Genomic DNA, 19,917 nt, shown 5'->3' with positions numbered 1-19,917 from the left:
AAACTGCTAGAAGCGATCACGCACTCACAGGGGATGACGAGCTCAATGACAGCCAAGCGCGTGGTGTTCACCGGGGGAACAGGCAAGGCGGGCAGGCATGTACTGCCGCATCTGCAGAACAAGGGCTACGCGCTCCTCAACGTCGATCTCAAGCCGTTCGATCACCCCGGGATCAACACCCTGATCGCGGATCTGACGGACAGCGGCCAGGCCTTCAACGCGCTGACCACGCATCATGGCTTCGGCGGCTTCAACGCCGGCCGGCCGCCACGGGCGCCGGATGCGGTGGTGCATTTCGCCGCGATCCCGCGGGTGCTGATCGAGCCCGACAATGAGACCTTTCGCGTGAATACGATCAGCACCTACAACGTCATCGAGGCCGCAGCGAAGCTCGGCGTGCGCAAGATCATCATCGCCTCCAGCGAGACCACCTATGGCGTCTGCTTTGCGGAAGGCGACAAGGACTTCAGGAGCTTTCCGCTCGATGAGGACTACGACACCGACCCGATGGATTCCTACGGGTTGTCCAAGGTCGTGAACGAGAAGACCGCGCGCGCCTTTGCGATGCGCTATGGCATCGACATCTACTGCTTGCGCATCGGCAACGTCATCGAGCCGCATGAGTACGACATGTTCCCGCGCTTCCTCGCCGACCCGCCGTCGCGCAAGCGCAATGCCTGGTCCTATATCGACGCCCGCGACCTCGGCGAGATCGTGCATCTGGCGATCCAGAAGGACGGGCTCGGCTTCCAGGTCTTCAACGCGGTCAACGACACCGTCACCGCAACGATGCCGACGCGCGAGCTGCTGCGCCGCTATTGTCCGAATGTGCCGGTGACCCGCGAGATGGGTGACGACGAGGCGCCGCTGTCGAACCGCAAGACGCGCGAGGTGCTCGGGTTCAAGGAAGCGCACAATTGGCGGAAATACGTGAAGGCGGGGTAGGGCAGCCGTAGGGCGGATGAGCGCAGCGTAATCCGCCATTCCGGCTGTTGTGCGCATAGCGGCTGTTCGCGCACGGGGCGGCGGATTACGCTGCGCTCATCCGCCCTACGGACCGGTGCCTTCCCTCACGCCATCCGCCGCCGGAGCGCGAGCATCGCCAGCGACAGCACGATCGTCCCGACGATGAACACGGCCGCCGCCGAGACGATCGCCGGGCTGATGTTCTCGCGGATGGTGGCGAACATCTGCCGCGCCAGGGTGCGCTGGTTGGGACCGGCGACGAACAGCGTCAGCACCACCTCGTCCAGCGACGTCGCGAAAGCGAACAATGCGCCGGAGATGATGCCGGGCAGCGCGATGGGAAACGTCACCGAGCGTAGCACCACGGCAGGCGAGGCGCCGAGACTCGCGGCGGCCCGCTCGAGCTGGATATCGACGCCCTGCAAGGCCGAGGAGACGTTGACCAGCACGAACGGCACGGCGACGACGGTGTGCGCGATGATGACGCCGAGATAGGTGTTGGTGAGCCCGTAGCGCGAGAACATCAGCTGCATGCCGACGCCGAGCACCACCGCCGGCACGACCATCGGCAGCAGGAACACGGTGCGAAGCGTCGCGAACAGCAGCGAGGCGGGCTTGCCGCGCAGGCCGAGCGCGGCGAGCGTGCCGAGCAACGTTGCAAGGGCTGTGGTCCCCGCGCCGATCAGCAGGCTGTTGACGATCGACAGCCGCCAGGAGTCGGCGGTGACCAGCTCGCGAAACCAGCGCGTCGAATAGCCGGGAATGGGATAGTTCAGGAACACGCTGTCGGTCAGCGATAGCGGCAGCACCGCGATCAACGGCCCGAGCAGGAACACGATGACGGCGATCGCGAACAGCAGCTTGACGAGCGGCAGCCATTTCATGCGCGCTGCTCCTCGGTCGAGGTCAGCCGGATGTAGGCGGCGTAGAGCAGGATCGTCATCGCGAGCAGGACGAGGCCGAGCGCGCCGGCCATGCCCCAGTTTGCGGCTCCCGTGGCGTAGTAGGCGATCACCGAGCTGATCATCTGATCGTTGGCGCCGCCGATCAGCGCCGGCGTGATGTAGTAGCCGAGCGCGGCCATGAACACGAGCAGGGCGCCGGAGACGACGCCGCGCATCGACAGCGGCAGCAGGACGTGGACGAAGGCGCGCAGCGGATGCGCGCCGAGCGAGGCCGCCGCCGGCATCAGATTGCGCGGGATCGCGATCAGCACGCTGAAGATCGGCAGCACCATGAACGGCAGCAGCACATGTGTCATGGCGATGACGACGCCGAGCCGGTTGAACATCAGCGGCACCGGCGCTGACGTCAGGCCGAGCCCCTTCAAGGTGGCGTTGATCAGGCCGTTGTCCTGCAGCACGACATACCAGGCCGCGGTGCGTACCAGGAGGGAGGTCCACAGCGGCAGCAGCACCGCGCCGAGCAGGATCTGCCGGCGCCAGCCGTCGACCGAGGCGGCCACCATCGCGAACGGCAGGCCGATGAGGATGCAGGCCAGCGTCACCAGCGCCGAGGTCACGAAGGTCCGGATCATGATCAGGCGGTTGGCCGAGGCGCCCTCCGGCATCGCAGCGATATTGCCGGCTGCGTTGCGCTCGAGGTCGACGGCGGCGAGCAGGTTCTTGTCGGTCCAGGGCGAGGCGACGGCCTCGGCGATGGTCGTCCAATAGGAGGTCTCGCTCCAGCGCGAGTCGATTGCGGCGAGGTCGACCGCGTCGGTGCCGTCGAGCGCGCGGCGGGTCTTGCCGAGCAGGCTGCGGAATCCGGACTGCGCGCTGTTGAGGCGGCGAACGAGATCGCCGAACTGCTCGTCATTGGTCAGCTTGCGGATGTCGTCGATGAACGCGGCCTGTGCGGTTGCAGGAGGCACGCTCGTGCGGTCCCAGCGCGCCAGCGCCTTGTGGGTGCGGGGCAGGGACTCGGTCGCGACTGGATCGGATACAGCCGACTTCATCATCGTCACCAGCGGCACGACGAAGAACGACAGCATGAACGCCAGAAGCGGCGCCAGCAGCAGAAATGCCGTCAACCGTTGGCGGAAGTCTGGTCGCATGATCCCACCACCCAGACATCCGACGCCGTGAACGACAGCGCGACCTCGCTGCCGACCTCCGCGGCCTGACCAGCACGATCGCCCTTGATGATCAGCCGCTGCGCGCCGGCCGTGGCGACCAGACGCACGTGATCGCCGAAATAAACCGCATCGAGGATGCGCGCGGTCAGGCGGTTCGCGGTCGCCGCTGCATGATCGTTGATCCGGATGGCCTCGGGACGGATCGAAACCTGCACCTTGCCGCCATCGATGCGGGCGGCGCCGGCATGCGCCGACAGCGTGAGGCCCGAGTCCGTCGTCAGCCGCATCACCTCGCCCGCGTGCTCGTCGAGCTTGCACGCCAGCAGGTTGGTCTCGCCGATGAACTCGGCGACGAATGACGTGCGCGGCAGCTCGTAGATCTCGCGCGGCGTGCCGATCTGCTCGATCCTGCCGTGGTTGAACACGGCGATGCGGTCGGACATCGTCAGCGCCTCGTCCTGGTCGTGGGTGACGAAGACGATGGTGAGGCCGAGCCGGCGGTGCAGGTCGCGGATATCGAGTTGCATCTGCTCGCGCAGCTTCTTGTCGAGCGCACCGAGCGGCTCGTCCATCAGCACCACCTGCGGCTCGAACACCAGGGCGCGGGCGAGTGCGACGCGCTGCTGCTGGCCGCCGGAGAGCTGCGCCGGTTTGCGCTCGGCCATGGCCGACAGCTTGACCATGTCGAGCACGCGGGCGACGCGCTGCGCGATCTCGGGCTTGGACGTGCCGCGCATCTTGAGCGGAAAGGCGATGTTGTCGCGCACGCTCATATGCGGGAACAGCGCGTAGTTCTGGAACACCACGCCCATGTTGCGCTTGTGCGGCGGCAGCCCGTCGACCCTGGCGCCGCCGACCTCGATCGTGCCGCTGGTCGGCTGCTCGAAGCCTGCGAGCATCATCAGGAGCGTGGTCTTGCCGGAGCCGGAGGGCCCGAGCAGGGCGACGAACTCACCGCGCGCGATATCGAGATCGAGATCGTCGACCACGGTCAGCGCAGCGAAGCGCTTGACCACATGCCGGAACGAGATGAAGGGGGTATCCATGACGGAGGCTTTCGGCGCGGACCTCGCCGGGACTCATGCACGAGGAGGGCAGGCGCGCGTCGCGACGACGATCATCGCGCGCCCGGTTTGCTGAAGCGGCGAGCCTCAGCGCGCGAGCCAGGCGTTGAAGCGCTTCGACAGCTCTTCCGAATTGTCGGTCCAGAAGCCGACGTCGAGCGCGATCGCCTGCTTCAGATTGTCCGGCGTGGTCGGCAGCTCGGCGGCGAATTTTTCCGGCACCAGCTTGGCGGCGGCGATGTTCGGCAGGCCATAGGCGATGTATTCCGGCAGCTTGGCCTGGTTCTCGGCCTGGCTCGCAAACGCGATGAAGTTCATCGCGGCGTCCTTGTTTGGCGAGCCCTTCAGCACCACCCAGCTGTCGACAGCGTAGATGCTGCCCGGAAACACGAAGCCGAAATGCTTGCCCTCGGTGCGGTTGATGGCGCTGATGCGGCCGTTATAGACCGAGGTCATCGCGACCTGGCCGGATGACAGGAGCTGCAGCGGCTGCGCGCCGGCCTCCCACCACACGATGTCGGCCTTGAGCGCGTCGAGCTTCTTGAAGGCGCGCTCGACGCCCTCCTTGGTCTTCAGCACCTTGTAGACGTCGCTGGCTGGCACGCCGTCGGCCATCAGCGCGAATTCGAGCGTGTATTTGGCGCCCTTGCGCAGGCCGCGCTTGCCCGGAAACTTCGCCGTGTCCCAGAAGTCCGCCCAGGTCTTTGGCCCATCCTTGATCTTGTCGCCGTCATAGGACATGCCCGTCGACCACACGATGGCGCCGACGCCGCAATCGCTCACGCCGGCCGGGATGAAGCCTTTCTTGTCGCCGATCTTGCTCCAGTCGATCTTCTCATAGATGCCGTCGCTGCAGCCGAGCTCGAGCTCCTCGGCCTCGACCTGCACCGCATCCCAGTTCGGCACCCCGGCCTTCACCTTGGCCTGCAGCACGCCATAGCCGCCGTCCCAGCTCTCGTCGAGCACGGTGGCGCCGAGCTTGGCGGCGAACGGCTGGAAGTAGATCTTGCGCTGCGCGTCCTGATAGTTGCCACCCCACGACACCACCGTGAGATCGCGCGCCTGCGCCGCCGCGGCGACGCTCAGCATGGCTGCCGCCGCCACCAGCACCGTCTTCGAGACGGTGAGGGCCGCGCGTGGCGTCCCGTTCGACACCTTCACACCCGTGGGGCTGGTCCGCCGTGAAAACATGCTCGATGATCCGTCGCGCTTTGAAAGGTTCAAAAAAGCTATCGGCTGTTCCCAGCCGTGGCAAGCGCGAGTTTTGATCGTGAGATGATGCCATTTTGGCGCTAGGTGCCGCGCCGGCCGCGTTGCGGCAGGGCGTGTTGAGATCGTCCGCTGCCGGCGCATGGTCTGGTCCGGCGGGGGTCACGCCCCCGGGGACGTGTTTGGAGCGTTGCGGTCCTACAATCCGGCGCTGCAGCCTTGATCGTCCGGGCAGGCAAGCGCCGGCACCGGTTCGCTCCCCGCCGAATTGTCGACGACGAGACCGAGCGCCGGTGTGCTCGTCGCCCGCGCACGGGTCGGAGCCGGCAGCCGCCGCGATGCACCGTGGGCGCCGATGCGTTCAAAACCCTCTGCCGTCTTCATCAGCCTGGCGGCGACAAGATGATTCAAAAAATCCATGTTGCAACTCCGTGTGGTCAAATGACCCGGCGGCCTGGTGCGGGACAGGCCGCCGGGTCGGCGCAACGTGCTGGAGTTGGCGTCCTCCATCTCGCTGCGCTGGTCTGTGATCCGTTTCACAGTCCTGCAGAATTGATCGTGAATCGGATCATCCATGGAGCGTGATCGGGACGCCGACTGCCATTTGTCTCTACGAATCAAGAGACGATCGCGTTTCCGGGCGCTCGACATCACGCGCGTTCACATTCTTGTTTACTCCGCGGGTTGAGCCGCCACGGTGCCGTGGCCGCCATGCTGGGTGAGGGGCTTCATGCCGGTCAGCGTCCGCAGCAGCACGTAGAACACGGGCGTCAGGAACAGGCCGAACACGGTGACGCCGATCATGCCGGAGAACACCGCGACGCCCATCGCGCGCCGCATCTCCGAGCCGGCGCCGGTCGAGAGCACCAGCGGCAGCACGCCCATGATGAACGCCATCGACGTCATCAGGATCGGCCGCAGCCGCAGGCGGCTGGCCTCGATCGCGGCGCGCAACGGCGTCCGCCCGGCGAATTCGAGCTCGCGCGCGAATTCGACGATCAGGATCGCGTTCTTGGCGGAGAGGCCGACGAGCACGATCAGGCCGATCTGGGTGAAGATGTTGTTGTCGCCCTTCGAGAGGTAGACACCGAACATCGCCGCCAGCAGGGCCATCGGCACGATCATCAGGATCGCCAGCGGCAGGGTCAGGCTCTCATACAGCGCGGCCAGCACCAGGAACACCAGCAGGATCGCGAGCGGAAACACCCACAGGCCGGAGTTGCCGGCGATGAACTCCTGGTAGGTCAGGTCGGTCCATTCGAAGGCGAAGCCGGGCGGCAGCACCTCGGCCGCGACCCGCTCGGCGGCCGCCTGCGCCTGGCCGGAGGAGAAGCCGGGCGCCGCTGCCGCGTTGATATCCGACGACAGGAAGCCGTTGTAGCGGATGGCGCGTTCGGGACCTGCGCTCTGTCGCACGTTGAGCAGCGCCGACAGCGGCACCATGTCGCCGGAGGCGGAGCGCACCTTGAGCTGGCGGATATCGTCGGCACGGGCGCGGAACGGCGCGTCGGCCTGCACGCGCACCGAATAGGTGCGGCCGAACTTGTTGAAGTCGTTCACGTAGTAGGAGCCGAGGTAGATCTGCAGGGTGTTGAACACCTCCGTCACGGGGACGCCGAGCTGCAACGCCTTGGTGCGGTCGATGTCGGCGAACAGTTGCGGGACGTTGACCTGGAAGCTCGAGAACACGCCGGCGATCTCCGGCGACTTCTGCAGGCCGGCCATGAACGCCTTGGTGACGTCGTTCAGAGCCTCGTAGCCGAGGCCGGCGCGGTCCTCGATCTGCAGCTTGAAGCCGCCGATGGTGCCCAAGCCGTTGACCGGTGGCGGCGGGAACATCGCGATGAAGGCGTCCTGGATGCCCGCATATTTCTTGTTGAGCTCCATCGCCAGCGCGCCGCCGGACAGCGATGGATCCTTACGCTCGTCGAACGGCTTCAAGGTCGAGAACACGATGCCGGCATTGGAGGAGTTGGTGAAGCCGGAGATCGACAGGCCGGGGAAGGCGACCGAGCTCTCGATCCCGGGCTGCGTCAGCGCGATGTCGCTCATCTTGCGGATCACCTCCTCGGAGCGGTCGAGCGTGGCGCCGTCCGGCAGCCGCGCGAAGCCGACCAGATACTGCTTGTCCTGGCCCGGCACGAAGCCGCCCGGCACCTGCTTGAACAGCACGGCGGTGGCGCCGACCAGCAGGACATAGAGGATCATCACCGCGGCCTTGCCGGTGATCACCTTGGACACGCTGCCGCTGTAATTGTTGGAGGCGCGGACGAAGGCGCGGTTGAAGCCGCGGAAGAACCAGCCGAGACTCTGGTCGAGGATGCGGGTGAGGCGATCCTTCGGCTCGTGGTGGCCCTTGAGCAGCAGCGCCGACAGGGCCGGCGACAAGGTCAGCGAGTTCACCGCCGAGATCACGGTGGAGATCGCGATCGTCAGCGCGAACTGCTTGTAGAACTGGCCCGTGAGGCCGGAGATGAAGGCGAGCGGCACGAACACGGCGACCAGCACCAGCGCGATCGCGATGATCGGCCCCGACACCTCGCGCATCGCTTGGTAGGTGGCGTCACGCGGCGACAGCCCGCTCTCGATGTTGCGCTCGACATTCTCGACCACGACGATGGCGTCGTCGACGACGATGCCGATCGCGAGCACCAGGCCGAACAGGCTGAGCGCGTTGATCGAGAAGCCGAACAGATGCATCACGGCGAAGGTGCCGACGATGGAGACGGGCACCGCCAGCAGCGGGATGATCGAGGCGCGCCAGGTCTGCAGGAACAGGATCACCACGATCACGACCAGCACGATCGCCTCGAACAGCGTGTGCACGACGGCCTCGATCGAGGAGCGCACGAACTGGGTCGGGTCGTAGACGATGTGATACTCGACGCCCTCCGGCATCGTCTTCGCGATCTCCGCCATGGTGGCGCGGACGTTGTCGGAGATCTGCAGCGCGTTGGAGCCCGGCGCCTGGAAGATCGGAATCGCCACCGCCTGCTTGTTGTCGAGCAGCGAGCGCAGGCCGTATTCGGAGGCGCCGAGCTCGATGCGGGCGACGTCGCGCAGCCGCGTGATCTCGCCGTGAGCGCCGGTCTTCACCACGATGTCGGCGAACTGGTCCTCGTTCGACAGCCGGCCCTCGGCATTGACCGAGAGCTGCAGGTCCAGCCCCTTCACGCTCGGCGAGGCGCCGACCACGCCGGCAGCGGCCTCGACGTTCTGCGCCTGGATCGCCTTGACGATGTCGCTAGCGGAGAGACCGTGCTCGGCCGCCTTCTGCGGATCGACCCAGACCCGCATCGAATAGTCGCCGGCGCCGAACAGCTGGACGTCGCCGACGCCGTCGATGCGCGCCAGCCGGTCCTTGACGTTGAGCACCGCGTAGTTGCGCAAATAGGTGGTGTCATAGCGGCCGTTGGGCGAGATCAGATGCACGACCATGGTGAGGTCGGGCGAGCTCTTCTTGGTGATCACCCCGAGCTGGCGCACCACGGCGGGCAGCCGCGGCTCGGCCTGCTGCACCCGGTTCTGCACCAGCTGCGTGGCCTTGTCCGGATCGGTGCCGAGCTTGAAGGTGACCGTGAGCGTCATCGCGCCGTCGGTGGTCGCCTGGCTGCTCATATAGAGCATGTTCTCGACGCCGTTGATCTGCTCCTCGATCGGCGTCGCCACCGTCTCGGCGATCACCTTCGGATTGGCGCCGGGATAGGTCGCACGCACCACCACGGAGGGCGGCACGACGTCGGGGTATTCGGAGATCGGCATGGAGAACAGCGCGATCAAGCCGCCGAGGAAGATCAGCGTCGACAGCACGCCTGCGAAGATCGGCCGATCGATGAAGAATTTGGAGAGGTTCATGGGAGGCCCCGTGGTCGGGAGAGGTCGGTCGTCGTTATCTGACTTGGTCTAAGGGCTGGCGCGGTGCCCACCCTCCCCTGGAGGGGGAGGGTCGGCTCGCATGAGCGTAGCGACATGCGAGACGGGGTGGGGTGGCGGCCCCTCCGCGCGTGCGGTGCTCGACTGAGACGAACCCGCGACGCACGGATGGCTGAGGAGGTGCGAGCAGGTTTTCACCAACTGAGACCGTCACCCCACCCCGCCGCGCGCTGTGCGCGCGTCGACCCTCCCCCTCCAGGGGAGGGTGGGCATCGCGTGTGTGGTGACCGCCATTGTCGATCATGATCAGCGCTGCGCCAGTCGCTTGTTGTCAGTGGCCGCCCCATCGCGTGCGCCCATCGCGGCCACCTGCGTCTTCAACAACGCACCTGGCCGCACCCGCTGGAGGCCGTTGACGACCACGCGCTCGCCGGGCTTGAGGCCGGCGGAGATGATGCGCAGGCCATCGACGCTGCCGCCGAGGCTGACCGGGCGATAGACAGCGCGCTCGTCGTCGCCGACCACCATCACGAATTTCTTGTCCTGGTCGGTGCCGATGGCGCGCTCGTCGAGCAGCACCAGCGATTGCTGCTGCGGCTGGCCCATGCGCACGCGCGCGAACTGGCCGGGGATCAGCCGGCCGTCCTCGTTCTTGAACACGGCGCGGACGCGGATCGTGCCGCTCTGCCCGTTGACCTGATTGTCGATCAACTGGATATGGCCGGATGCCGTGATGCCGCCCGAGGTCGTCATCTCGACCGGGATGCGGTCGAGATTGCCGCGTTTGCCCGAGCCGTCGGCAATCGCCGACAATGCGCGCAACACCAGCTCTTCGGTGGCGTCGAAGCTCGCATAGATCGGGTTGACGGACACCAGCGAGGTCAGCACCGGCGAGGCCGACCCGGCGGCGACGAGGTTGCCGACCGTGACCTCGATCCGGCCGACCCGGCCGTCGACCGGCGCGCGCACCTGCGTGTAGTCGAGATTGAGCTTGGCTGTCTGCAAGGTCGCTTCGGCGGCCTTGACGTTGGCGATGGCTTCGCGATTGCCGTTGTCGCGCTGGTCGTAATCGCGCTTGGTCACGATGGAATTGCCAACCAGCTGCGCGCCGCGCTCCAGTTCGTTGGCGGCGAAGGCGGCGCGGGCGCGCGCCGCTTCCAGTTGCGCCTGCGCCCGGTCGACCTCGGCGGCGTAGGGCGCCGGGTCGATCTTGAACAGGACGTCGCCAGCCTTGACCAGCGAGCCCTCGGTGAAATTGGTGCCGAGAATGGCACCGGCCACCCGCGGCCGGATCTCGACCCGCTCGACGGCTTCAAGCCGGCCGGAGAACTCGTCCCACAGGCTCGCCTGGCGCGGCTCGACGACGGCAACCGTAACGGGGACGGCCTGTTCGGGGGCCGCAGCGCGGGCCGCATTCGGCGCGGAACTGAAGTGGAAATATTGGGAGCCGGCGTAGGAGCCGGCGGCAATCACCAAGCCGGCGGCGGCGACGGTGCTCAGCCACCGCTTCAGGCGGCCGGAAGAACGAATTTCGGACGAAGGCATTGGCGCGCTCCAGATTTGTAGTGCTCGCTACAAATGTGGCGCTGGCAACCCGTTCGCAAGAGACTTATGTAACGGATACTACGAAAATAGTAGCCCGACTTTCGGCGGACTGCGCCAGATCAAAGAAATCGCGTTCAAGAACAACTAGATAAGAATCAGACGGGGCGGAGACGGAACAGGAGTTTTGCAGATGGGCATCGGACGGCCCCGGACTTTCGATCGCGACACCGCGTTGGACCAGGCGATGGAGGTGTTTTGGCGCCATGGCTATGAGGGCGCCACCATCGCCCAGCTCACCGACGCCATGGGCATCAACCCGCCCAGCCTCTATGCCGCGTTCGGCAGCAAGGAGGCCCTGCTCAGGGCCGCGCTCGACCGCTACACGGCGCGACGGGAGGCCTGGATGGACGAGGTGCTGAGCGCGCCGACCGCCCACGAGGTCACCGCGCGGATGCTGATGGGCGTCGCCGAGAAACAGACCGATCCTTCCAATCCGCCCGGCTGCCTGCTGGTGCAGGGCGGTCTCGCCTGCGGCTCCGGCTCTTCCAACGTGCCGTTCGAGCTCGCGGCCCGCCGCGCGCAGACCGAGGAGCAGCTCCGGCACCGTTTCGAGCGCGCCAAGCGCGAAGGCGATCTGGCTGAAGCCGCCGACCCCGCTGCGCTCGCGCGCTATGTTTCCGCCGTGATCACCGGCATGAGCGTGATGGCGTCGTCAGGCGCCGACCGCGAGGCATTATCCCAGGTCGCCGTCGTCGCGATCAAGGCGATCGAGGATCAGTCGGTGAGGGCGCCGGCGGCGGCGAACTGATCGACATCATGCGCTGAGCGACGGGTGCTCTGCCGTCGCAAAGTCTTGTGCTCGTGGGCGCGATGCGATCCCCTGCGGCCGCCTCATTGTCATCGCGCGAACCAAGAGCAATTCCTCCATGCGTGTCTTCTCCGCCGCCCTTGCCACCGAGACCAACACTTTTGCGCCGATGCCGACGGGGCTCGCGACCTTCCACGAGCGCGCCTACTTCCCGGCCGGAACGCATCCGGACAAGATGCAGATGCATGGCGGGCCACTATGGGCGGCGCGGCAGGTCGGGCCATCGAAAGGTTGGACCTTGATCGAGGGGCTGGTCGCCGCAGCGGTGCCGAACGGGCTCGTCACCCGCGCCGCGTTCGAAACCCTGCGCGACCAGATCCTCGCCGACCTCGAAGCCGCGCTGCCGGTCGACATGGCGTTGATCGGCCTGCACGGCGCGATGATCGCCGACGGCTATGATGATTGCGAGGGCGAGCTGCTCGCGCGCATCCGCGACATCGTCGGACCCGATGTGGTCATCGGTGCGACGCTCGACCCCCACGTTCACATGAGCGAGCTGATGGTCAGAAGCGCCGATCTTCTGATCTGCTGGAAGGAATATCCGCACACCGACATTCTCGAGCGGGCCCAGGATCTGGTGAAACATTGCACCGAGCTCGCCGAGAAGCGGCTGAAGCTGCAGAAGGCCCTGGTCGACACCGACATGATCGTGACCCTGCACACCACGCGCGAGCCGGTGCGCAGCTTCGTCGACCGCGTCACCGCGCTGGAAGGCAAGGACGGCATCGTCTCGGCCTCGATCGTTCACGGCTTCGGCTGGGGCGACACGCCGTCCATGGGCACCAAGGTGCTGGTCTATAGCGATGCCGCCGTCGATCCCGATGGCGCCAAGGCGCAGGCGCTGGCGCGCAAGCTCGCGGACGAGCTGATCGGCATGCGCGAGGCGGTGACCGAACGCATGCCCGGCGTCGATGCTGCGCTCGACCAGGCCTTGGCGAAGGACGGCACCATCGTGCTCGGCGATGCCAGCGACAATCCCGGCGGCGGTGCGCCCGGCGATTCCACGTTCATCCTGCGCCGGCTGCTCGACCGCAACATCGGCAATGCCTGCCTCGGTCCGCTCTGGGATCCGATCGCGGTGCGCATCGCCTTCGATGCCGGCGTCGGCGCCAAGCTGCCGCTGCGGATCGGCGGCAAGATCGGGCCGCTGTCGGGTGATCCCGTCGATGCGACCTGGGAGATCAAGGCGCTGAAGGAGAATATGGTGATGACGGGCCTTGCCGGCACGCCCGCCAAGCTCGGCGATTGCGCGTTGATCGGGAGCAATGGCGTCGAGGTCGTGATCACCACGTTCCGCTGCCAGGCGTTCGGCACCGACTTCTTCACGCAGCTCGGCTGCGATCCTGCCGCGCGCAAGCTCGTCGTGGTGAAATCCGCCCAGCATTTCCGCGCGGCATTTGCGCCGATCGCGGCCGACATCATCATGGTCGATGCGCCCGGCGTGGTCGCGCGCGACGTCACGACGTTGCCCTACAAGAAGATCAAGCGTCCGAAATGGCCGCTCGACGAGTTGCCGCAATCATCGCGAGCATGATGTCCCAGAATGCGACGATCATCGCACCGCCGTTAACGTTCGGAACGCGGCTGGAACGAACCGCGTCCGAATCGCTTGCGAATCACGGTTTGAGATCTGTTCACGGCTAGATGTCGTAGCTCTCGGAGATGGCGCGCAACATGCAGCGCTGGCGATTCTGATCGTGCGGCTCGGCTTTCGTCAGAAGGTTAAAGACGCAGAGGCGCGCCGGCGTTGTTGGAGAGAAGGCGACGACCCCGCATGCTGCGGGCGGGCCCGCTCACGTCGTCGACGTTCCGAACCGTCGCATCCACGCCGCCCTCAGACCGATCGGTGCTGGCGAGAACGGGCCCGAAGGCGCGCGCGTGATCAGGGCGACCAGCAGGAGCGCGGCGATCGCGAGCCAGAAGCACAGCCAGAACGCATCGAGATAAGCGAGCACGTTGGCCTCGCGCTGCACCTGCGCGGCCAAGGTCCCGACGGCGCGGGCCTTGGCCTGGCCGCCGCCATGCGCGGCGAAATAGCCGGTCAGTCGTTGCAGCGCGCGCGCGACGTCGAGATCGCCGCTCTGGATGTTGAGGCCGAGATAGGCCGAATGCACCTGCTCGCGCACCCGCAGCCACGTTCCCATCAGGGCGACGCCGATTTCGGCGCCGCCGAGCCGCATCACCTGGATATAGGCCGCAAAGGACGTCGCCCGCGCCGGATCGGAATTCGACAGCGCGACGATGATGATCGGAAGCAAGGTCAGGGCCTGTCCGATCGACTGCAGCACGACGATGACGATGAAATCCTCGCGCGCCCAGGCATGGGTGATCTGAGTGCCGAGCAGATTGGCCGCCGCGAAGGCACTGAGACCGAGCACGACGACGATGCGGGGATCGAGATGGCGAAGCAGGACGATCGACAGCGGCACCAGCACGACCATCGGCAGCGCGCCGTAGAACAACAGCAGCGAGCCGCTCTGCTCCGGCCGCAACTGCGTGATGGTGACGAGGAAGTTCGGCACCAGCGACGCATTCGAGAGGCTGGTCAGCGTGTAGAGCAGGATCACGACCAGCGACAGCCCGATGTTGCGCGAGAACAGCACGTTGAAATGCGCCCATGGCTGCGGGGCGAGCGCCTCGTTGACGAGGAACAGGACGAACAGCGCGGCGCCGCCGCACAGCAGCGCCATCACCGTGCCCGATTGCAGCCAGTCGAGTCGGTTGCCCTGGTCGAGACCGGCATAGATCATCGCCACGGCGCTGCCGAGCAGCAGCATCCCGCCCCAGTCGGCGTTCTCGAGCAGCGCGCGGTTGACGGGCTCGGCCGGGGTGCCGAGATAGACCATCAGCGCCATCAGCGGCGCCAGCACGACGCCCTGCCAGTACAGCCACTGCCAGCCGAGATGCTCGACATAGAAGCCGACCAGCGAGGTCGAGGTATCCAGCGCGAAGCCGACCCGGATCGCATAGATCGAGATCGCCGGCAGCCACCAGCGGATCGGCAGGTTGCGGAAGATGATCATGAGCGTGGCCGGCACGAAGGTGCCGAGCAGCATGCCGTGCAGGATCGCGAGCGCGATCAAGGTCGGATAGTCGCGCACGAACGGAATGATCAGGGACAGCACCGCATAGATCAGGCTGGGAATACCCAGCACACGGCGCAGACCGAACACGGTCGCGAGCCACGCCACGGCCGGCGCGATGACGATCTGCGAGCCGATCGCCGCGGTGGACAGCCAGGCGCCCTCGTCAAAACCGAGCGAGAACGCGCCGCGCAGATCGGGCAGGCCGACCGAGGTCAGCCGGCTGTCGAAATTCGCCAGGAACGAGCCGAGCAGGACGGCGCCGACGGCAAACAGCGGATGCGCCGCCTGGCCGCCGCGCGACAGCGGTCCGCGATCGGTCTCACTTGGCGCCATCGGCCTGGCCGGTGGTGCGGATGTGGGTCACGACCGACATGCCCGGCAGCAGCCGCGCGAGCAGCGGCTGGTCGCCGTCGAGGGCGATGCGGACCGGAATGCGCTGCACGACCTTGGTGAAGTTGCCGGTGGCATTGTCGGGCGGCAGCAGCGCGAATTGCGAGCCGGAGGCCGGCGCGATCCGCTCGACGCGGCCATGCAGCCTCTGGCCCGGGAACGAATCCACGGTGATCTCGACCGGCTGGCCGGGGGCGACATGGGTGAGCTGCGTTTCCTTGTAGTTGGCGATGACGAAGACATGCGGCAGCGGCACCACCGCGATCAGGCTGCTGCCGATATTGACGTAGTCGCCGACCTGCACCTGGCGCTGTCCGACGACGCCGTCGAATGGCGCGGTGATCCTGGTGTAGCCGAGCTTGAGCCGCGCGGCGGCGAGCGCGGCCTTGGCGCCGGCGAGATCGGCGCCGCGCTGCTTCTTGGTGCCGGTGAGCACCTCGAGCTGATGACGCTGCGCGGCGATCACCGCGCGGCTCGCGCGCACGTCCGCCTGTGCCTTGGCATAGGCGGCGGTGGCCTGTTCCAGCCGCTGCTTGGTACCTGCCTCGCTCTGTGACAGCGACTGCTGGCGCTCTTCCTCCTGCCTGGCCTGCACCTCGGCCGCGCCGGCCGAGACCTGCTGCGCTTCGGCCTGGGCGATGGTCGCGTATTGCAGCTCGACCTGGTTGCTGAGGTTGTCGAGCGCCGCCTGCGCCGCTTCGACATTGGCCTCGGCCTGCGACACCTGTGCCTCGTAGTCGGCCGGATCGATCTGGACCAGCAGGTCGCCGGCCTTGACCTGCTGGAAATCGCTGACCGCAACCTTCGTCACCTCGCCGGCCACGCGGCTCGAGAGCTGCGTCAGGTCGGCGCGCACATAGGCATCGTTGGTCGATTGGGTCGTTGCGTTGCCGGTCCAGGCGTTCCAGCGCGTGGTCGCGAGCGCCACGAAGGCGAGCGCTGCGATCACCGCAAGCAGTGGAATGCCGAGACGCGCCCAGAGCCCGGGCGCCGCGGCGGGCGGCGTCGATGCAGCGCGCGCCGCCGCGTCGACGTTGCTCGGTGTTTCACTCAAGGGACGCCTCCTGCATCGGCCGACGCTGATCAGTCCGACGACTCGTATCCCATTCTGCGCCGCGTGCCACCTGGACTCTGGGTCGTGAGCCATGCGTCGCGGGGCATGGACATCTGCGCGCCGAACGGAACCCGCGGGCGATCGGACCGTGATGAACCAGCTAACAGGCCAGCAGGTTGAGCACAGGCACAGCCCGCGATCGCCGCGCCGGGATCGCGCCAACGACATCGGCGCCGGATTCGCTGCCGCGACCAGCCCGCGCCTGATGTCCCAGAATGCGACGTCGCGCGCGCTCACGTTAACGTTCAGAACGTGACTTGAACGAACCGCGTCCGAATCAGCGGCGCAGCCCGGTACGAGGTCTGTTCACGGCTAGATGTCGTGCCGTCATCGCGTGACATCAGCTATTCGGCGTCACTTGACCGCAATTTGGACGACCGGCTGGGTGCGAGCGCGTTAAGAGCACGGAGCGGCCTGCCGCCCAGCGGTTGTCGGTGACGCCGGCCGGCGCGCGCTGCCCGGTTGCAGCGGTCGCCTCGCTGGGTCACATTTCTCATCCGCGACTTGGGTCCAGCCGTTTGCTGATCAGAAGGCTTTCATGCATGGGTCACAAGGGAGCGATCCTGGTTGCCGGCGGCGCCGGCTACATCGGGGCTCATTGCTGCAAGGCTGTCGCCGGGGCCGGCTACGTGCCGATCTGCTACGACAATCTGTCCACCGGCCATCGCCGCTTCGTGCGATGGGGACCGCTGGTGGTCGGCGACATTGCCGACAGCGCCAGGGTGGCTGACACCATCCGCGCCCACGCGGTCGACGCGGTGATGCACTTGGCCGGGCCGAGCACGATCGGCGAATCCGTCGCCGATCCGCACAAATATTATCTGAACAACGTCGTCGGCACCTTGGGCCTGCTGCAGGGCATGCGCGAGGCCGGCTGCGCGCGGCTGGTGTTCTCCTCGACCGGCGCGGTCTATGGCGACGCCGGGCGGGATACGATTCCCGAGAGCGCCGCGGGATCGGCCCTGAATCCATACGGCCGCTCGAAATACATGATCGAGCAGATCCTGGCGGACTATCAGGCAGCCTACGGCCTGTCGGCCATCGTGCTGCGCTACTTCAACGCCGGCGGCGCCGACGCGTCAGGCCTGATCGGTGAGTTGCGCGATCCTGAGACGCACCTGATCCCGCGCGCGCTGATGGCGATCCTCGGCCACGTGCCGGACTTTGCGATCTTCGGCACCGACTATGACACACCCGACGGGACCGCCGTGCGCGATTACGTTCACGTCGACGATCTCGCGGCAGCCCACATCGCGGCGATGGAGCGTCTGCTGCAGACCGGTTCGGGTGGCACCTACAATCTCGGGACCGGCCGCGGCCATTCGGTGCGCGAGATCGTCGATGCAATCGGCAGGGAGACCGGCGAACGGGTCCCGCTGGTGGTGCGCGCGCGCCGCGCCGGCGATCCTCCGGTCCTGGTCGCAGATCCCCATCTTGCCCAGCAGGAGCTCGGCTTCGCGGCGCATCGGTCCGATCTCGGCACGATCATCCGCTCGGCCTGGACCTGGCACCAGACCGCGCACCCCCGGATCGCATGAGGCCGATGCCGCGTGCCGGGGGCTCGTCGGGGAAGCTGTTACGCCGCGGCCGGCGGCGTGTGGGCGAACTCGTCCGCGAAGCTCATCTCCGCGCGCTCGTCGTCGACCGACCAGCAGCCGATCTCGGAAGCGCCCCGGAAGAAGTGGACGCTGTGGACCGGTGAGCGGAAGTCGTCGCCGCGAATGATCCGGAGCAGGGTCTGCGCCACGCGGCGGTGATCGCCGGGGAGCCTGAGGTCGAAGAATGCGTCGCCATAGCCCGGCAGGATGGTGCCGGCCGAATCGCGAACTTCCATGCGCAACTGTGCCATGCTCGCATTCAACGACAGCAACGGTTTCCGCCCGGTAAATGCCGCCGCGCCGGCGCAGGTGGTCTCACCATGGAGCGCGTCGCGCGCTGGTCGCCATCAGCGAAGCGTGGACGAGGTGCTCTGACAAGAGGCGCCGTTCGAGCAAGCGGCCAGCCTTGTCAGCAGCGGATCGCATCGGCCGCGGTGGCCGTTGGGATGATCGCGCAAGGGATCACCGGGCCTTCTCCAGCACCGGGCGCTCTGTGGTGACGAGGGCTGCCGGGACAACCGCTTCATTGCGGGGGAGGATCGGCAGTTCGAACAGGACACGCGTGCCAGTCGGCTGGTTGGCGCTGAGGGTGAGACGGCCGCGAAGCTGCTGGACCATCCCCTTGATCATCCGGAACCCCAGGCTTGTGCGCGGTTGATCGATGTCGAAACCATCGGGCAGACCGACGCCCTGATCGGACACGCTGAGCTGCAGGCAACCGTCGATGTCGCGGGCGGAGATGTCGATCGGTCCGTCCTGGCCAGGATAGGCATGTTTCACGGCGTTGCTGACCAACTCATTGAGCAGGAGACCGAGAGGCACGGCGTGATCGGCCGACAGCCGTATCGGATGGGCATCGCAGTTCAGGATATGCGCTCCCGCGACGCGTTGCAGCCTCTTGCAGAAGTCTATGAGGAAGACGTCGACGTCGATGAAGCCGATCTGTGATGCCCGCGAGAGATGATCATGAACCTGGGCAATGGCTGCTACGCGCGATCCGGCCTCGCCGAGGGCAAGCTTGGCCTCAACGGAATCCGTCCCGAATGCCTGCACCCGGAGCATGGCCACGACGGAAGACAGGCTGTTCTTGACGCGGTGACCCATTTCGCGCGTCAGCATGGCTTGATGGTCCAAGGCGTCCCGGAGCCGCGTCTCCTCATGCAGGCGCTCGATTGCAATCCCGACGATGTCGGCGAATTCGGTGAGGAAGGCAGCGTCCGCCTCGTCGAAGCGGCGGGGGGCCGGACTGTCGACCTGGAGCACGCCGAAATAGCCGCCGCCTCGTCCGCCGCGTTCGATCCGGACGCTGATCGACGTCTTGATGCCGCGGTCTACTGGAAGCCCCGGTATCTCGAAGCGACCATCCGGGGGGGGCGCGACCGGTGATGATGGCTTGACCCGTCTGGAAGGCGCGTCCGGCAGGCGAGGTACTGTCCACGACGAACGATGATTGTTCGACCGAGCTCGGCCATCCGTACCCCGCGCGGACCAGCTGTCTCTTTCCGTCCGCCACGAATTCCATCACCATCGCGAACGGTGCATTGAGGCCCTTGGCACCGAGCGCGGCGGCGCGCTGAAGAGCGACGTGGATGTCGCGGGTCTGCAATGCAGCACGACTGAATTCGGCGAGCGCAGATTGTTGGATGAGCCTGTAGCTGCGCATGTCATTCCGGACGCCCGCGCGCTCGAGAAGGATCGGAAAAGCGGTATCTTGGCTCTGATGTCCCAACACGCGGATTCTCCAAAACAGAACGCACCCCGACTACAAATTCCCCGCGGCTCTCTTCCTTACGATTTGATATTGTAGGGCTATTGTGTTGCCGTTCACCGGCCGGAGTCTGAGCAAAAGCGGACATGGTCCAGTTTGCCGCAGCGCAATTCGTCGCGAGCCGGATCGAGGCGAAAGGCGCCCCGGCTCGCGTCGAGGGGGCGCTTGGCAGTTGCACCTGACGCTTGCCGTGCCCGCGCGCTCATCCAGAGGACCTTCCACGGAGAGCGGGCACCGGCGCCGCGGCGCGACGCGCGCTCTTGCAGCCCGTCAGAGGGTGGGCGGCACCATCCTCACGGAAACCGCCATATGCGCGATCGGCCAGCCTTGAGCCGGGCGGCAGGCCGGGTTGGCGCGCC

General features: G+C 66.5%; 16 protein-coding genes. 5 read left to right on the top strand and 11 right to left on the bottom strand.

Annotation, left to right across the window (positions count from 1 at the left end):
* Positions 1-45: 45 nt before the first annotated feature.
* Positions 46-945: an NAD-dependent epimerase/dehydratase family protein gene (locus tag ACQR03_RS25635; protein ID WP_434841660.1), complete on the top strand. Its 900-nt coding sequence runs from the start codon at positions 46-48 to the stop codon at positions 943-945.
* A 125-nt stretch (positions 946-1,070) separates the two neighbouring features.
* Here ACQR03_RS25635 and ACQR03_RS25630 read toward each other — a convergent pair whose 3' ends face one another.
* From ACQR03_RS25630 to ACQR03_RS25600, 7 genes are all read right to left on the bottom strand, one after another.
* Positions 1,071-1,850, bottom strand: a complete 780-nt coding sequence (locus tag ACQR03_RS25630; RefSeq protein WP_315716602.1) for an ABC transporter permease — start codon at positions 1,848-1,850, stop codon at positions 1,071-1,073.
* Positions 1,847-2,959: an ABC transporter permease gene (locus ACQR03_RS25625; RefSeq protein ID WP_315716712.1), complete on the bottom strand. Its 1,113-nt coding sequence runs from the start codon at positions 2,957-2,959 to the stop codon at positions 1,847-1,849. The genes ACQR03_RS25630 and ACQR03_RS25625 overlap by 4 nt, the downstream gene beginning before the upstream one ends.
* Positions 2,960-2,994: 35 nt before the next feature.
* Complete coding sequence (locus tag ACQR03_RS25620; RefSeq protein WP_434841661.1) at positions 2,995-4,089, bottom strand: ABC transporter ATP-binding protein; 1,095 nt, start codon at positions 4,087-4,089, stop codon at positions 2,995-2,997.
* Positions 4,090-4,194: 105 nt separating this feature from the next.
* Complete coding sequence (locus ACQR03_RS25615; RefSeq protein ID WP_316168077.1) at positions 4,195-5,196, bottom strand: ABC transporter substrate-binding protein; 1,002 nt, start codon at positions 5,194-5,196, stop codon at positions 4,195-4,197.
* Between the two features lie 318 nt (positions 5,197-5,514).
* A complete protein-coding gene (locus ACQR03_RS25610; protein WP_434841662.1) occupies positions 5,515-5,892 on the bottom strand; it encodes a hypothetical protein in 378 nt (125 codons plus the stop codon).
* Between the two features lie 96 nt (positions 5,893-5,988).
* Complete coding sequence (locus tag ACQR03_RS25605) at positions 5,989-9,171, bottom strand: efflux RND transporter permease subunit (RefSeq protein WP_315825428.1); 3,183 nt, start codon at positions 9,169-9,171, stop codon at positions 5,989-5,991.
* Between the two features lie 324 nt (positions 9,172-9,495).
* Positions 9,496-10,734: an efflux RND transporter periplasmic adaptor subunit gene (locus ACQR03_RS25600; RefSeq protein ID WP_315753346.1), complete on the bottom strand. Its 1,239-nt coding sequence runs from the start codon at positions 10,732-10,734 to the stop codon at positions 9,496-9,498.
* Positions 10,735-10,924: 190 nt separating this feature from the next.
* Between ACQR03_RS25600 and ACQR03_RS25595 the strand changes: the two genes are divergently transcribed.
* Positions 10,925-11,542, top strand: a complete 618-nt coding sequence (locus tag ACQR03_RS25595; RefSeq protein ID WP_315716607.1) for a TetR/AcrR family transcriptional regulator — start codon at positions 10,925-10,927, stop codon at positions 11,540-11,542.
* Between the two features lie 118 nt (positions 11,543-11,660).
* Positions 11,661-13,136 carry a M81 family metallopeptidase gene (locus ACQR03_RS25590; RefSeq protein WP_316193603.1) on the top strand — a complete coding sequence of 492 codons (1,476 nt, stop codon included), beginning with the start codon at positions 11,661-11,663 and terminating at the stop codon, positions 13,134-13,136.
* 259 nt (positions 13,137-13,395) lie between these two features.
* Here the strand turns inward: ACQR03_RS25590 and ACQR03_RS25585 are convergent, their stop codons facing one another.
* Both ACQR03_RS25585 and ACQR03_RS25580 read right to left on the bottom strand, forming a co-directional pair.
* Complete coding sequence (locus tag ACQR03_RS25585; RefSeq protein ID WP_316193605.1) at positions 13,396-15,021, bottom strand: MFS transporter; 1,626 nt, start codon at positions 15,019-15,021, stop codon at positions 13,396-13,398.
* Complete coding sequence (locus ACQR03_RS25580; protein ID WP_315810741.1) at positions 15,008-16,132, bottom strand: HlyD family secretion protein; 1,125 nt, start codon at positions 16,130-16,132, stop codon at positions 15,008-15,010. The genes ACQR03_RS25585 and ACQR03_RS25580 overlap by 14 nt, the downstream gene beginning before the upstream one ends.
* A gap of 602 nt (positions 16,133-16,734) precedes the next feature.
* On the opposite strand from ACQR03_RS25580, the gene galE reads away from it, so the two are divergent.
* A complete protein-coding gene (gene galE, locus ACQR03_RS25575; protein WP_316201646.1) occupies positions 16,735-17,730 on the top strand; it encodes a UDP-glucose 4-epimerase GalE in 996 nt (331 codons plus the stop codon).
* A 38-nt stretch (positions 17,731-17,768) separates the two neighbouring features.
* Here galE and ACQR03_RS25570 read toward each other — a convergent pair whose 3' ends face one another.
* The gene (locus ACQR03_RS25570; RefSeq protein WP_316201648.1) at positions 17,769-18,041 is read right to left on the bottom strand and encodes a hypothetical protein; all 273 of its coding nucleotides are present in this window, start codon (positions 18,039-18,041) and stop codon (positions 17,769-17,771) included.
* Between the two features lie 211 nt (positions 18,042-18,252).
* Positions 18,253-19,140 (bottom strand): sensor histidine kinase, encoded by an 888-nt coding sequence (locus ACQR03_RS25565; RefSeq protein WP_316205639.1) that lies wholly within the window; start codon positions 19,138-19,140, stop codon positions 18,253-18,255.
* 100 nt (positions 19,141-19,240) lie between these two features.
* On the opposite strand from ACQR03_RS25565, the gene ACQR03_RS25560 reads away from it, so the two are divergent.
* A complete protein-coding gene (locus ACQR03_RS25560) occupies positions 19,241-19,597 on the top strand; it encodes a hypothetical protein (protein WP_316201650.1) in 357 nt (118 codons plus the stop codon).
* Positions 19,598-19,917: the final 320 nt, after the last annotated feature.

Origin of the sequence: Bradyrhizobium sp. HKCCYLS3070, assembly GCF_051167575.1 — a bacterium.
GTDB lineage: Bacteria > Pseudomonadota > Alphaproteobacteria > Rhizobiales > Xanthobacteraceae > Bradyrhizobium.
Note: the sequence above shows the minus strand (reverse complement) of the source record. Positions and strands in the feature narration are given on the sequence as shown.